This is a genomic window from Tepidicella xavieri (assembly GCF_004363315.1).
GTDB lineage: Bacteria > Pseudomonadota > Gammaproteobacteria > Burkholderiales > Burkholderiaceae_C > Tepidicella > Tepidicella xavieri.
In genome coordinates this window covers 86683-100116 of the sequence record NZ_SNYL01000002.1, presented here as the reverse complement: position 1 = coordinate 100116, position 13434 = coordinate 86683, and the positions used below count along the sequence as shown (strand labels likewise).

The following is a 13434-nucleotide window of genomic DNA, read 5'->3' as shown; positions in this document are numbered from 1 at the left end:
AGCGACCAGGAGGAACCATCATGTACGAACTTGGCGTGGTTTATCGCCACATCACCCGGGCCGATCGTGAGGCCGCCGACGCATTGGCCGCCTTGGGCTCGGCCACCGTCCATGAGGCCATGGGCCGTGTCGGCCTGCTCAAACCCTACATGCGTCCCATCCAGAGCGGGGTGCAGGTCAGCGGCACAGCCGTGACCGTATTGCTGCATCCCGGCGACAACTGGATGATGCATGTGGTGGCGGAGCAGATCCAGCCTGGCGACATCGTGGTGGCGGCGATCACCGCCGATTGCACCGATGGCTATTTCGGCGATTTGCTTGCCACCAGCTTCAAGGCCCGCGGCGCGCGCGCGCTGGTCATCGATGCCGGCGTGCGCGATGTGCGAACGCTCAACGAGATGGGCTTTCCCGTCTGGAGCAAGTGCATATCCAGCAAAGGCTGCATCAAAGAGACGCTGGGCTCGGTCAACATCCCCGTGGTGTGCGCGGGGCAGCTCATCCACCCGGGCGACGTCATCGTGGCCGATGACGATGGGGTGGTTTGCGTGCCCAAGGCCTTGGCCGCGCAGACCCTGGCCGCCGCGCGTGCCCGTGAGGCCAACGAGGCGACCAAGCGGCAGCAACTGGCCAGCGGCGTGCTGGGGCTGGACATGTACCGCATGCGCGACGCCCTGGCGGCCAAAGGGCTGCGCTACATCGATTGACCGGAGCGCCTTCCATGAGCAAACCCACAACGGGTGATTTCACCAAAACCCCGGGCTGGCTGGATTGGTACGACGGCCCCAGCAAGCCCCGTTTCCAGTTGCCGGCCGGGGCGGTCGATGCGCACTGCCATGTCTTCGGGCCGGGCGCGCAGTTTCCCTACGCGCCGGAGCGCAAGTACACGCCCTGTGACGCCAGCAAGGAACAGCTCTTCGCCCTGCGCGACCACCTGGGCTTTGCGCGCAATGTGATCGTGCAGGCCACTTGCCATGGCGCCGACAACCGCGCGCTGGTCGATGCCTGCCTGGCTTCCGGCGGCAAGGCCCGCGGGGTGGCTACCGTGCGCCGCAGCGTCACCGATGAGGAGTTGCAGTCCCTGCACGCCGCTGGCGTGCGCGGGGTGCGCTTCAATTTCGTCAAGCGGCTGGTGGATTTCACCCCGAAGGACGAGCTGATGGAGATCGCCGGCCGCATCGCCCAACTGGGCTGGCACGTGGTGATCTATTTCGAGGCCCAGGATCTGCCCGAACTGTGGGACTTCTTCACCGCCTTGCCGACCACCGTGGTCGTCGATCACATGGGCCGCCCCGATGTGCGCAAGCCGCTGGACGGCCCCGAGTTCGAGCTGTTCGTGCGGTTCATGCGCGAGCACGAGAACGTCTGGAGCAAGGTCAGCTGCCCGGAGCGGCTGTCCTACAGCGGCCCGCCGGCGCTGCACGGCGAGCAGGCCGCCTACCGCGACGTGGTGCCTTTTGCGCGGCGCATCGTCGAGACTTTCCCCGACCGCGTGCTCTGGGGCACCGACTGGCCGCACCCGAACCTGAAGGACCACATGCCCGATGACGGGCTGCTGGTGGACTTCATTCCCCATATCGCCCCCACGGCCGAGCTGCAGCGAAAACTGCTGGTGGACAACCCCATGCGGCTGTATTGGCCCGAAGAAGTGAAGTGAAGGAGCCTTGCATGGCACTGGACAAACCCTACAAAGACATTCCCGGAACGGTCATCTTCGATGCCGAGCAGTCGCGCAAGGGCTACTGGCTGAACCAGTTCTGCATGTCGCTGATGAAGGCCGACAACCGCGAACGCTTCAAGGCCGATCCGCGCCGCTATCTGGACGAGTGGCCGATGAGCGAGGCGCAGAAACAGGCCGTGCTGGAGGCGGACCTGAACCGCTGCATCCAGCTAGGCGGCAACATCTATTTCCTGGCCAAGCTGGGCGCCACGCTGGGCAAGAGCTTCCAGCAGATGGCTGGCTCGATGACCGGCATGACCGAAGAGGAATACCGCGACATGATGCTCAAGGGCGGGCGCTCGATCGAGGGCAACCGCTATCTGGGCGAAAACGGCTCGGCCCAGCCGCAGAACCAGCCACAGGGCCACGGCACCGGCAAGCTCATTTAAGGAACACCCATGGCCAAGATCACCGCATCCGTCTATACCTCGCACGTGCCGGCCATCGGCGCGGCCATCGACCTGGGCAAGACCGCCGAGCCCTACTGGGCGCCGCTGTTCAAGGGCTACGAGTTTTCCAAGGAGTGGTTCCGTCAGCACCAGCCGGACGTCATCTTTCTCGTCTACAACGACCACGCCACCGCCTTCAGCCTGGAGCTGATTCCCACCTTCGCCATCGGCACCGCGGCCGAATACCAGCCGGCCGACGAGGGCTGGGGGCCGCGCCCGGTGCCGGTGGTCAAGGGGCATCCGGAGCTGGCCTCGCACATCGCGCAGTCGGTGATCCAGGAGGATTTCGACCTGACCATCGTCAACAAGATGGACGTGGACCACGGTCTGACCGTGCCGCTGTCGCTGGTGTGCGGCACGCCGCCGCAGGACCATTTCGAGTGGCCTTGCGCGGTGATTCCCTTCGCGGTCAACGTCGTGCAGTATCCGGTGCCGTCGGGGCGGCGCTGCTTCCAACTGGGGCAGGCCATCCGCCGGGCCATCGAGTCGTACGACGAGCCGCTGAACGTGCAGATCTGGGGCACCGGCGGCATGAGCCACCAGCTGCAGGGGCCGCGGGCGGGGCTGATCAACCAGGCATGGGACAATGCTTTCCTGGATCAGCTCATCGCCGATCCGGCCGGCCTGGCGCAAAAGCCGCACATCGAGTACGTGCGCGAAGCCGGCAGCGAAGGCATCGAGCTGGTGATGTGGCTGATCGCCCGCGGCGCGATGAGCGACGTGGCCGGCTCCGGCAAGCCGCCGAAGGTGGCGCACCGCTTCTACCATGTGCCCGCGTCCAACACGGCCGTCGGGCACCTGATCCTCGAAAACCCGTGAACCCACCGTGATTTCGCCGTCCGCTCCCCACCAAGCGCCTACCGCGCCAGGCAGGGGGTGGCGGCCCAACAGGAGCAATGACATGACGATCAAAGTCGCGCTTGCCGGCGCCGGTGCCTTTGGCATCAAGCACCTGGACGGCATCCAAAACATTCCGGACGTGCAAGTGGTGTCGCTCATCAGCCGCGAACTGGACAAAACCCAGGAAGTGGCCGACCAGTACGGCATCCCGCACGTCACCACCGATCTGGCCGAGAGCCTGAAGATCCAGGAGGTCGATGCCGTCATCCTGTGCACGCCCACGCAGCTGCATGCCGCGCAGGCCAAGGCTTGCCTGGAGGCGGGCAAGCACGTGCAGGTGGAGATCCCACTGTGCGACGTGCTCAAGGAGGGCGAGGAAGTCGTGGCGCTGCAGAAGCAGACCGGGCTGGTGGCGATGTGCGGCCATACCCGCCGCTTCAATCCCAGCCATCAGTGGGTGCGCCAGCGCATCCTGGCCGGGCAGTACCACATCCAGCAAATGGATGTGCAGACCTATTTCTTCCGGCGCACCAACATGAACGCGCTGGGGCAGCCGCGCAGCTGGACCGACCACCTGCTGTGGCACCACGCCGCCCATACGGTGGACCTGTTCGCCTACCAGACGCGAAGCCCCATCGTGCAGGCCAACGCCATCCAGGGGCCGATCCACCCCGAGCTCAAGATCGCGATGGACATGAGCATCCAGCTCAAGGCCGCCAACGGCGCCATCTGCACGCTGTCGCTGAGCTTCAACAACGACGGGCCGCTGGGCACCTTCTTCCGCTACATCGGCGACACCGGCACCTACATCGCCCGCTACGACGACCTGGTGCAGTCGCACAGCAAGGGGCCGGAGACGCCGATCGACGTGTCGGGGGTGGATGTGTCGATGAACGGCATCGAGCTGCAAGACCGTGAGTTCTTCGCCGCCATCCGCGAGGGGCGCGAGCCCAATGCCAGCGTGGCCCAGGTGCTGCCGTGCTACCAAGTGCTGCACCAGTTGGAGCAGCAATTGCAGGCTTGAAGCACACCCATGCAACAACGCTCACTCGGTCCCTTCCAGGTCAGCGCCATTGGCCTGGGCTGCATGAATCTGTGTCATGCCTACGGGCAGCCGGTGCCAGAGGCCGAGGCCGAGCGCCTGCTGCACGCCGCGCTGGATTTGGGCATCACCCATTTCGACACGGCCGCGCTGTACGGTTTTGGCGTCAGTGAGACGCTGATTGGCCGCTTTCTGGCGCCGCTGCGCCAGCGGTTCACCCTGGCCAGCAAGTGTGGCATGACGGGGGTGCCCAATGAGCAGGGCGTGAAGGTGCGCGTCATCGATGGCCGGCCCGCCACCCTCAAGGCCACTTGTGAGGAGGCGCTGCGGCGCCTGCGTACCGACGTCATCGATCTGTACTACCTGCACCGTTGGGACAAGTCGGTGCCGATCGAAGACAGTGTCGGCGCCCTGGCCGACCTGGTGCGCGACGGCAAGATCCGTGCGATTGGCTTGTCCGAGGTGTCGGCCGCCACGCTGCGGCGAGCCCATGCGGTGCATCCGATTGCCGCGCTGCAAACCGAATACTCGCTATGGACGCGCAACCCCGAGATTGCCGTCTTGCAGGCGTGCCGCGAACTGGGCGTGAGCTTCGTGGCGTTCAGCCCCCTGGGGCGCGGGTTTCTGTGTGGGCCGCTCGATATCGACGCCTTCGATGCCAAGGACATCCGCCGCACCATGCCGCGTTTCACGCCCGCGCATTACCCCCACAACGCCGGCTTGCTGCCCGCCTATCTGGCGGTGGCGCAGGAGGTGGGCTGCTCGCCCGCGCAGCTGGCGTTGGCCTGGCTGCTGCACCAGGGGCCGGACATCCTGCCGATACCGGGTACCACTCACGTCGAGCATTTGCGCGACAACATCGCCGCGGCCGACCTGTCGTTGTCGCCCGAGGTGCTGGAGCGGCTCGATGCGGTGATGAATGATCGGCTGGTCAGTGGCAACCGCTACAACGAACAAGCCCGCCGCGAGGTCGATACCGAAGAGTCCGCCTGACAGGCTGAATCCGCGCAGCCGGCGGCCACGGCCTCCAATTCCCCGCGCAGCCAGCGGTGCGCCGGATCGGCCTGATGCTTGCGGTGCCAGATGAGGTACATGGGCAGAGGCGGGCAGGGCGCCGGGACGGGTATATGTGCCAGCCCGCGCAGCAGGTGCACGCGCAGCATGGAGGGGGCGGTGGCCAACAGGTCGCTGCCGCGCAGAAACGCCGGCACGCCGGCAAAGCCCGGCACCATCACCCGAAAGCGCCGTCGCACCCCTCGGGCGATCATCCACTGGTCCACGTCCAGCAGGCGTTGCGACTCATACACCACCGTGACATGCTCGGCTTGCAGGTAGTCGGCCAGCGTCTTGGGGGCATGGCGCGCCTCGGGGTCGTAGAAAACACGGTATGCGTCTTGAAACAGCCTTTTCTGCAAAATGTCCGCCCCTTCGGGCGGACGAGGGCTGATGGCGATCTGGCAATGGTCTTGCCGCAGCATATCCAGGCTTGGAATGCCTGATGGAATCACCCGCAAGTCCACCCCCGGGGCCTGCTGCCGCAGACGGGCCAACAGAGGTGGCAGTAGCACATCGCGCTGCAAATCATTGGCGGCAATGGTGAGGGTGGCGTGCCAGCGCGCCGGGTCAAACGCTTCGGCGCGAGCGAAGCGTTCCAGGGCGGCCAGCAGCTCCCGGGCTTGCGGCGCCAGGGCCTCAGCCCGCGCCGTGGCCACGATGCCGCGCCCGCTCTTGACGAACAGCGGATCGCCCACGATGGCCCGCAGCTTGTCCAACAGATGGCTCACGGCCGACTGTGTCACCCCCAGTCGCTGCGCGGCGCCGGTCACGGAGCCAGTCTCCACCACGGTCACCAGCAGCCTGAGCAGGTGCGCGTCCAAGTCAGACCAATCGAAATTTTTCATGGGTTTGATGATGATTCATCGGTTTATTTTTTGCAACAGGCGCGGGACACTGTGGCCCCAACCATCATCAACCAAGGAGGCCCTGTGAACGCTCCAAACCGTTCAGCCATACCTGGCACGGCGCTGTTCGACGGCGAGATGGCCCGCAAGGGCTATGCGCTCAACAAAATGTGCTTTTCCTTCAACGAAGCGGCCAATCGCCAGGCTTTTCTGGCCGACCCTGAGGCCTATATGCGGAAGTACCGTCTGACGGCCCAGCAGGCTGCCGCGGTCCGGTCCAGGCAGGTGCTGGCCCTGCTCGAAGCGGGCGGCAACGCCTATTACCTGGCCAAGTTCGCGGGCATTTTCGGGCTCAACATGCAGGACATCGGCGCCCAACAGACCGGCACCACCAAAGAGGCCTTCATGGCCCGGCTGCAGGCGGCCAATCAGCAGCCCGACTGGCCTGCGGCCTCACATTCCACCCCCGTCTCGCATTGAGTGTCAGGAGTGCAAGCATGGCACGTCTCATCGGTGGTCTGGCCACCTCCCACATCCCGGCCATTGGCGGCGCCATCGCCAAAGGCCTGCAGAGCGACCCCTACTGGAAGCCTTTCTTTGACGGCTTCCCGCCCATCCACGACTGGCTGGCCCGGGTCAAGCCCGACGTGCTCGTGGTTTTCTACAACGACCACGGCCTCAACTTCTTCCTCGACAAAATGCCCACCTTCGCCGTGGGCGCAGCGGCCGAGTACGCCAACGCCGACGAAGGCTGGGGCATCCCCACCTCGCCCCCTGTGGCAGGCTGCCCGGACCTCTCATGGCACATCATCCGACACCTGATGGCGCAGGAGTTTGACATCGTCACTTGCCAGGAAATGCTGGTGGACCATGCCTGCACGTTGCCGCTCAAGTTGTTTTGGCCGAACGACGCCGTGGCCCCGGTGCAGATCGTGCCCATCGACATCAACACCGTGCAGTTTCCGCTGCCCACGGCCAAGCGTGTGTACAAACTGGGCAAGACTGTGGGTGCGGCCATCCAGTCGTGGCGCAGCGAGCAGCGCGTGGCGGTGTTGGCCTCAGGCGGCCTGAGCCATCAGCTCGAAGGTGAGCGAGCCGGTTTCATCAACAAAGCGTTTGACCAGCAGTTCATGGAGAGCATGGTCTCCAACCCGGAATGGGCCACCCAGTTCAGCGACACGGAACTGGTGGATCGCGCCGGTACCCAGGGGGTCGAACTGCTGATGTGGCTGGCCATGCGCGCAGCACTCACCACGGCCGGTGCTGGAGTGCGCAAGGTGCATAGCCACTACCACATCCCCATCTCCAACACCGCCACGGGGGTGTTGGCGCTGGAGGTGCTGGCTTGATGCCGGCTCCGGCTGGAACCACGGTGAACCACAAAAAACGGGAGCCTGTGGCTCCCGTTGGGCTGGATGCGCGATGTCGGTGGCTTACAGCGAATCGATGAAGCTGCGCAGCTTGTCTGAGCGGCTGGGGTGCTTGAGCTTGCGCACCGCCTTGCTCTCGATCTGGCGGATGCGCTCGCGCGTCACGTCGAACTGCTTGCCCACTTCCTCCAGGGTGTGGTCGGTGGACATTTCGATGCCGAAGCGCATGCGCAGCACTTTGGCTTCGCGCGGGGTGAGCGTGTCGAGCACTTCCTTGACCACTTCGCGCAGACCGGCCTGCATGGCGGCATCGATCGGCGCCGTGTTGGCCGTGTCCTCGATGAAATCGCCCAGGTGGCTGTCGTCGTCGTCGCCGATGGGCGTTTCCATCGAGATCGGCTCTTTGGCGATTTTCATGATCTTGCGGATCTTGTCCTCTGGCATGTCCATCTTTTCGGCCAAGATGGAGGCATCGGGCTCGTAGCCGAACTCCTGCAGGTGCTGGCGGCTGATGCGGTTCATCTTGTTGATGGTCTCGATCATGTGCACCGGGATGCGGATGGTGCGGGCCTGATCCGCGATGGAGCGGGTGATGGCCTGGCGGATCCACCAGGTGGCGTAGGTCGAGAACTTGTAGCCGCGGCGGTATTCGAACTTGTCCACCGCCTTCATGAGGCCGATGTTGCCTTCCTGGATCAGGTCGAGGAACTGCAGGCCGCGGTTGGTGTACTTCTTGGCGATGGAGATGACCAGGCGCAGGTTGGCCTCGATCATCTCTTTTTTCGCGTCGCGCGACATTTTTTCGCCCTCGTTCATCCGCTTGTGGATGTCCTTGAGCTGTTCCAGCGGGACGACCACGCTGGCCTGCAAGTCGATGAGCTGCTGCTGCAATTCCTGGATGGGCGGAATGTTGCGCCCCATGACGGCGCTCCAGGGCTTGCCAGCGGCGGCCTGTTTTTCCACCCATTCCAGATTGAGCAAGTTGGGCGGGAACTCGGCGGCGAATTTCTCCTGGGGCATGCCGCACTTCTCGACGATGATCTTGCGCAGCTCGCGTTCTTTCTTGCGCACCGTCTCGACCTGCTGGCGCACGGTGTCGCACAGCTTCTCGATGGCCTTGGCCGTGAAGCGGATGGTCATCAGCTTCTCGGTGAGGGCTTGCTGGGTCTTGAGGTAGTTGGCCGAGCCGTAGCCTTCCTTGTCGTAGACCTTGTGCAGCTTCTCGAACAGGTCGCGGATGGCGTCGAAACGTTCCAGCGCTTCGCGCTTGAGCTCTTCCATCTTGCGGGTCAATGCCTTGGAGCCGCCCTTGCCATCGTCGTCGTCGGCCTCGTCGTAATCGTCGAAGTCTTCTTCGGCCACATAGTCGTCGGCCTCGTCGGCATCGGCAAAACCGTCCACCACGGTGGAGATGACGGTGGTGCCGTTGCGGATTTCTTCGGCCATCGTCAGGATTTCGTTGATGGTGGCCGGGCTTTCCGAGATGGCCGCCATCATGTCGTGCAGGCCGCTTTCGATGCGCTTGGCGATCTCGATCTCGCCTTCGCGGGTCAGCAGCTCCACCGTGCCCATTTCGCGCATGTACATGCGCACCGGGTCCGTGGTGCGGCCGAATTCGCTGTCCACCGTGGACAGGGCGGCCTCGGCTTCTTCTTCGGCTTCTTCTTCGGTGGCGGCGGTGGGGCCGGTGTTGCTCAACAGCAGCGTTTCGGCGTCGGGCGTCTGTTCATAGACGGCCACGCCCATGTCGTTGAGCAGCGAGACCACCACTTCCAGCGTTTCCTGCTCCACCAGTTTGTCGGGCAGGTGGTCGTTGATTTCGCCGTGGGTCAGGTAGCCGCGGGTTTTGCCCAGTTTGATGAGGGCTTTGAGGTGTTCGCGCCGGGCCTTGGCTTCTTCCTCGGTCAGCACCGTGTCATCCAGGCCAAACTCCTTCATCAAGGCCCGTTCCTTGGCCTTGCTGATCTTCATGCGCAGGGGTTTGGCCTTTTCAGTCGGCTCGGCTTCGGCGGCCTCGGCCTCGATCACGTCCGGGTCTTCGCCCAGGTCCTCGTCCAGATCGCTCAGGTCGATGTCGTCGTCCTCGCTGGCCTTGGCGGCCTTGGGCTTGCGGCCACGCTTGGCCGCCGGCTTGCTGGCCGCGGCTTTGGCGGGCTTGCTCTCGCCAGTGGCTTTGGCCGTGCGAGTGGTCTTCTTCTTGGCAGGCGCCTCGGCCACGGCCTCCTGTTCAGGCAGTTCCTGCTCCGTGGTCTTGGACTTGGCGGACGTTTTCTTGGTGCTCACGAACAACACTTTCTGCCGGGGGCTGCCCCGACGATGGATTCAGACGACACAAAACACTCGGCCCCGTGAACACGGGACGCAGGCGCGCCGGCATGCCGCGGCGCGTCGCGCAAGCTGTGGGGGCGATCATTTGGATTGCAGCCCTTGCGGGTTGAAGGCGTGCTGCCTTGGCCGGGGGAGTCTGACCCCATCACTCGTTCGTGAGCCTTTGGCCTGCCCGGAGGTGCTGCTGTCGCACTTGCGCAAACTTTTGGATTATACCGATGGTTTTAGGTTCCTGCTTCGGCTTCCAGCGCCTTGCGCAGTGCCTGCGTCTCCCGGTAGCGTGCCAGGGCTTCGGGGTCGGAGGCGGCCCGGGCGATCCACGCGGTTTCGAGCGCTTTGAGGTGCTCGATCCGCATGCGGCGCAGCAGTTCGCGCAATTCACGTCGCAGGTCGCCTTCGGTGGGGGCTTGGGGCGGCGCTTCGCCATGGGCAGGCGGGGCTTCCAGGGCGATGCCGCTGGCGTGCAGGGCCAAGGCCAGGTCTTCAAACGGCTGTCCGCGCAAGGCCACGCTCAGCGCCGCCCAGGGCTGTGGGCCATGTTCGAGCCATTGGCTTTCCAGCCAGGCGAACAGCGGGCCGTGGGGCTCGGGCTCTTGGGCGAGCAGTTGATGGTCATCGGCCGTCAGCCAGTCCCAGGCTTGCGGGTGGCTGAGCACGATCCGCGCCACCCGGTCGGCCCGCCCCAGCAGCCCGCGTTGCACGGATCGGCGACGGGGCGACCGTGGCGCAGGTATCGGTCGGCCTGGGCCCATGGGCGCGGGGCTGGTAGGCGCGGACGGGGTGGTGGCTGCGGGTGTGGCGCGTTCGCCGCGCAGACCGGCGCGCCGTGTGGTGCCGCTGGCCCGCCCTTGCCAGAGTTGCGCCAGCTCACGCGGGTCCAGCCCCACCTGGTCGGCGATTTCTTGCAGCAGCTGGCGCTTGAGCGCGCCGTCGGGCATGGCACCCCACAGCGGCCGCGCCTGGCTGGCCATGCGGGCCCGCCCTTCAGCGGTGTCGAGCTCGCAGTCGCTGCTGGCCACTTCCATGAGAAATCGGCTCAAGGGGTGGGCGTCTTGGATGGCCTGGGCGAACGCTTGCGGGCCGTGGGCACGAATAAAGCTGTCTGGGTCGTGCTCCGGCGGCAAAAAGAGGAACTTGGCGCTGCGGGTGTCGCTGATCCAGGGCAGGGTGGCTTCGAGGGCTTTGCGGGCGGCGCGGCGGCCTGCGGCATCGCCATCGAAGCTGAAGACAACCTGGTCGCTGAACCGAAACAGCAGGCGCACGTGGTCCGGCGTGCAGGCGGTGCCGAGGGTGGCCACGGCCTGGGGAAAGCCGAGCTGTGCCAGGGCCACCACGTCCATGTAGCCTTCCGTGACCAGCACATAGCCGGCCTGCCGGATGGCGGTTCGGGCTTCGAACAAGCCGTAGAGCTCATGCCCTTTGCTGAAGACGGCCGTCTCCGGGGAGTTCAGGTATTTGGGCTCGCCTTGATCGAGCACCCGTCCGCCAAAGCCGATCGTTTCGCCTTTGACGTTGCGAATCGGGAACATGATCCGGTCCCGGAAGCGGTCGTAGCGCCGCGCTTCCTGGGCGGGGGCGCCGTCCGCCCCAGCCGTCTCCTCGGCGGTGATGACCAGTCCGGCATCCACGAGCAAGGCGTCTTGGTAATCGGGAAACACCGTGGACAGGAACCGCCAGCCAGGCGGGGCGTAGCCCAGGCCAAAGGTTTTGGCCACCGCGCCACTGACGCCACGCCCTTTCAGGTATTCGATGGCGCGCGGGGCGGTGCGCAACTGGGCCTTGAAGGCGTCTTCGGCCTTGCGCAGCACTTCGGTCAGGGTGGCTTGGTGGCGGCGTTGGGCGGCCGCGCGGGCACGCTCTTGGGGCGGCACGTCTTCTTCGGGCACGGCCAGGCCCACTTGTTGGGCCAGGTCTTTGACGGCCTCGATGAAGCTCACCCCGGTGTGCTCCATCAGAAAGCCGATCGCGTCTCCATGCTTGCCGCAACCGAAACAATGAAAAAACTGCTTGCCAGGGCTGACGCTGAAGGATGGGGTTTTCTCACCATGGAAGGGGCACAGCCCCATGAGGTTGACCCCTCCTTTGCGCAAGGGCACATAGCGCCCCACCACCTCGACGATATCGACGCGGGACAGCAGTTCCTGAATGAAGCTCGGAGGGATGGCCACGCGGTATTTTCACCGATGCATCGCCGGGGGAATGGCGCAAGGGGCGGCCGGTTCAGGCCGCCACCACCCGGTTTTTGCCTTGCCGTTTGGCCGCGTACATGGCCTGGTCGGCCCGGTTCAGCATGCTTTCGATGGACTCGCCATCCCGGCGTTGCACCACCCCGGCGCTGAAGGTGATGAGGATGTGCTCGTCTCCCTCCAGAAACAACTGCTTGGAGAGCTCGCGCTGCAACCGGGTGATGACTTCGACCGCCTCGGTGATGGAGGTGTCGGGCAGGATGATGACGAACTCTTCTCCCCCGAAGCGGGCCACGGCGTCTTGTGGGCGCAGCGATGTTTTGGCTACCCGGGCCAGATGTTGCAAGGCGTTGTCACCCTTGAGGTGGCCCAGTCGGTCATTCAGGCGCTTGAAGTCATCGATATCGAGCAGGGCCAGACAGGGTTGGCTGGCGCCACGGTCGGCGCGTGACATTTCTCGCGCAGCCACCTCGGCCATGCCTTTGCGGTTGAGCGTGCCGGTCAACAGGTCGTGGCGGGCCATTTCACTCATGCGGTCGAGCTCGTCGCGCAGCCGTTGCGCCTCCTGCTCGGCTTCTTCGGCCCGCTGGCGCAGGCTGGAGAGTTCCTCGCCGGTGCGGCGGCTGTCCAGTGCCAGGCTGCGTGCCGATTGGATGGCTTCCTGGACCACCGGCGCCATTTCGGCGAGGCTGCGGGCATGTTCCAGCCGCTGTGCACAGGCTTCGAACTGCTGCTGATAGTGTTCGCTGCTGTCGGCGGTCTGAGAGAGGCGCTGCAGAAAGGTGCTCAGCGTCTCTTTCATCACCTGCTGGGCGGCCAGCGTTTGCTCTTTGGCTTCGATCTGCTTGACGATCAGCCCTTTGAGGCGGCGCTCCACGTCTTCCAGCCGCCGCGTGGACAGGGGCGGCTGCGTGGCTTGCATGAGCGCTTCCATCTGGCCCTGCAGCCAGGGGTTTTCAGGGGTGATGGCGCCAATGTTTTCGAACACGGTGTGCAGCAGGCCGAGCAGGGTCTCCCGGATGTGCTGCTGCTCTTCGGCCACGAACGACAGGCGGAACGCGAAATCCGCCATCATCTTGCGCAGCGTGGGCAGATGCAAGCTGTCGAGCTTGAGGTAAGCCACGAGCTCTTCGGCCAGCTCGACGACTTTGGTGTCGTCATTGCCCACCGCGGGCAGCGAAAAGTTGACGATGCGGGCCACCTGTTCGCGCAGATCTGCCGGCAGGCTGTGCTCCTCCACCACCGGCACCGCCGTTGGCACGGGGGCTGGCGTTTCCGGTGTGGAGTGGTTTTTCAGGTGATTGACCAGGGCTTTTTCCAGATCCTCCCAGCTGTGCTGGGTCACCGCCTTGCCAAACTGGGCCTTGAAGCGTATCTGCGCCGGGGTGCGGTCGGGCAGCATGGCGCCGATGTGGCGCAGGTTCTCCAACGGGAAGGGCCGAAGCGGCTTGGTGCCGGCCACTTCATGGTAAGTGGCCTGGAAGTTTTCTGGCGTGGGAGGCAGCTTGCGTGCGGCCAACCGCTTGACCGCTTCTCTTGCAATCTCCTGGGGGGTGGATGCCGGCATGCCCTAGATCGTAGGTGTGAACCTTATCATCTTA

The 13434-nt window shown here is 64.8% G+C and carries 12 protein-coding genes; 8 read left to right on the top strand and 4 right to left on the bottom strand.

Annotation, left to right across the window (positions count from 1 at the left end; translation table 11 throughout):
- Positions 1-20 precede the first annotated feature (20 nt).
- From ligK to DFR43_RS01910, 6 genes are all read left to right on the top strand, one after another.
- Positions 21-704, top strand: coding sequence for a 4-carboxy-4-hydroxy-2-oxoadipate aldolase/oxaloacetate decarboxylase (ligK, locus tag DFR43_RS01935; RefSeq protein WP_133595688.1), 684 nt, complete (start codon positions 21-23; stop codon positions 702-704).
- 14 nt (positions 705-718) lie between these two features.
- Positions 719-1654, top strand: a complete 936-nt coding sequence (locus DFR43_RS01930; RefSeq protein ID WP_133595687.1) for an amidohydrolase family protein — start codon at positions 719-721, stop codon at positions 1652-1654.
- Between the two features lie 11 nt (positions 1655-1665).
- Positions 1666-2106 carry a protocatechuate 4,5-dioxygenase subunit alpha gene (gene ligA, locus DFR43_RS01925; protein WP_133595686.1) on the top strand — a complete coding sequence of 147 codons (441 nt, stop codon included), beginning with the start codon at positions 1666-1668 and terminating at the stop codon, positions 2104-2106.
- Positions 2107-2115: 9 nt separating this feature from the next.
- The gene (locus DFR43_RS01920) at positions 2116-2985 is read left to right on the top strand and encodes a class III extradiol dioxygenase subunit beta (RefSeq protein ID WP_133595685.1); all 870 of its coding nucleotides are present in this window, start codon (positions 2116-2118) and stop codon (positions 2983-2985) included.
- Between the two features lie 82 nt (positions 2986-3067).
- Complete coding sequence (locus tag DFR43_RS01915; RefSeq protein WP_133595684.1) at positions 3068-4030, top strand: Gfo/Idh/MocA family oxidoreductase; 963 nt, start codon at positions 3068-3070, stop codon at positions 4028-4030.
- Positions 4031-4039: 9 nt separating this feature from the next.
- Positions 4040-5041 carry an aldo/keto reductase gene (locus DFR43_RS01910; RefSeq protein WP_133595683.1) on the top strand — a complete coding sequence of 334 codons (1002 nt, stop codon included), beginning with the start codon at positions 4040-4042 and terminating at the stop codon, positions 5039-5041.
- On the opposite strand, the gene DFR43_RS01905 is transcribed toward DFR43_RS01910, so the two are convergent.
- A complete protein-coding gene (locus DFR43_RS01905; protein WP_211338580.1) occupies positions 4993-5949 on the bottom strand; it encodes a LysR family transcriptional regulator in 957 nt (318 codons plus the stop codon). The genes DFR43_RS01910 and DFR43_RS01905 overlap by 49 nt on opposite strands.
- Before the next feature lie 84 nt (positions 5950-6033).
- On the opposite strand from DFR43_RS01905, the gene DFR43_RS13690 reads away from it, so the two are divergent.
- Positions 6034-6429 (top strand): protocatechuate 4,5-dioxygenase subunit alpha, encoded by a 396-nt coding sequence (locus tag DFR43_RS13690; protein ID WP_281276354.1) that lies wholly within the window; start codon positions 6034-6036, stop codon positions 6427-6429.
- Between the two features lie 17 nt (positions 6430-6446).
- On the top strand, positions 6447-7298 hold the full coding sequence (locus DFR43_RS01895) for a class III extradiol dioxygenase family protein (protein WP_133595680.1): 852 nt from the start codon (positions 6447-6449) through the stop codon (positions 7296-7298).
- A gap of 84 nt (positions 7299-7382) precedes the next feature.
- On the opposite strand, the gene rpoD is transcribed toward DFR43_RS01895, so the two are convergent.
- The 3 genes from rpoD to DFR43_RS01880 form a co-directional block, all read right to left on the bottom strand.
- The gene (gene rpoD / locus DFR43_RS01890; protein ID WP_425471067.1) at positions 7383-9554 is read right to left on the bottom strand and encodes an RNA polymerase sigma factor RpoD; all 2172 of its coding nucleotides are present in this window, start codon (positions 9552-9554) and stop codon (positions 7383-7385) included.
- Positions 9555-9871: 317 nt separating this feature from the next.
- Positions 9872-11815: a DNA primase gene (dnaG, locus tag DFR43_RS01885; protein ID WP_211338579.1), complete on the bottom strand. Its 1944-nt coding sequence runs from the start codon at positions 11813-11815 to the stop codon at positions 9872-9874.
- 52 nt (positions 11816-11867) lie between these two features.
- Entirely contained in the window at positions 11868-13400 is a 1533-nt protein-coding gene (locus tag DFR43_RS01880; protein ID WP_133595678.1) for a GGDEF domain-containing protein, read from the bottom strand.
- Positions 13401-13434 lie beyond the last annotated feature (34 nt).

Coding starts and splice junctions, on each gene's coding strand:
- DFR43_RS01930 (WP_133595687.1), top strand. CDS start 719: ATGAGCAAACCCACAACGGGTGATTTCACCAAAACCCCGGGCTGGCTG.
- DFR43_RS01905 (WP_211338580.1), bottom strand. CDS start 5,949: ATGAAAAATTTCGATTGGTCTGACTTGGACGCGCACCTGCTCAGGCTG.
- DFR43_RS01920 (WP_133595685.1), top strand. CDS start 2,116: ATGGCCAAGATCACCGCATCCGTCTATACCTCGCACGTGCCGGCCATC.
- ligA (WP_133595686.1), top strand. CDS start 1,666: ATGGCACTGGACAAACCCTACAAAGACATTCCCGGAACGGTCATCTTC.
- DFR43_RS01880 (WP_133595678.1), bottom strand. CDS start 13,400: ATGCCGGCATCCACCCCCCAGGAGATTGCAAGAGAAGCGGTCAAGCGG.
- DFR43_RS01895 (WP_133595680.1), top strand. CDS start 6,447: ATGGCACGTCTCATCGGTGGTCTGGCCACCTCCCACATCCCGGCCATT.
- ligK (WP_133595688.1), top strand. CDS start 21: ATGTACGAACTTGGCGTGGTTTATCGCCACATCACCCGGGCCGATCGT.
- DFR43_RS01910 (WP_133595683.1), top strand. CDS start 4,040: ATGCAACAACGCTCACTCGGTCCCTTCCAGGTCAGCGCCATTGGCCTG.
- DFR43_RS01915 (WP_133595684.1), top strand. CDS start 3,068: ATGACGATCAAAGTCGCGCTTGCCGGCGCCGGTGCCTTTGGCATCAAG.